Origin of the sequence: Pseudomonas sp. R11F (assembly GCF_050312575.1) — a bacterium.
In the GTDB taxonomy this organism is placed as follows: Bacteria; Pseudomonadota; Gammaproteobacteria; order Pseudomonadales; family Pseudomonadaceae; genus Aquipseudomonas; species Aquipseudomonas palleroniana.
In genome coordinates this window covers 1-227 of record NZ_JBNPJU010000099.1, presented here as the reverse complement: position 1 = coordinate 227, position 227 = coordinate 1, and the positions used below count along the sequence as shown (strand labels likewise).

At 55.5% G+C, this 227-nt stretch carries 1 tRNA gene; it reads left to right on the top strand.

The features are described from left to right. Nucleotides 1–151: 151 nt before the first annotated feature. Nucleotides 152–227 (top strand) — tRNA-Glu (locus tag ACQRBV_RS27590).

Below are 227 nucleotides of genomic sequence, written 5' to 3'. Positions count from 1 at the left end.
GGCTATAGCTCAGCTGGGAGAGCGCTTGCATGGCATGCAAGAGGTCAACGGTTCGATCCCGTTTAGCTCCACCAATTACAGGTTCAAGGTCTGGCCACACCGTCCTTGAATCGATCAGTTCTCAGCACTGATCAGTTGTTCAGAAGGTTTTGTCCCCTTCGTCTAGTGGCCTAGGACACCGCCCTTTCACGGCGGTAACAGGGGTTCGAGTCCCCTAGGGGACGCCA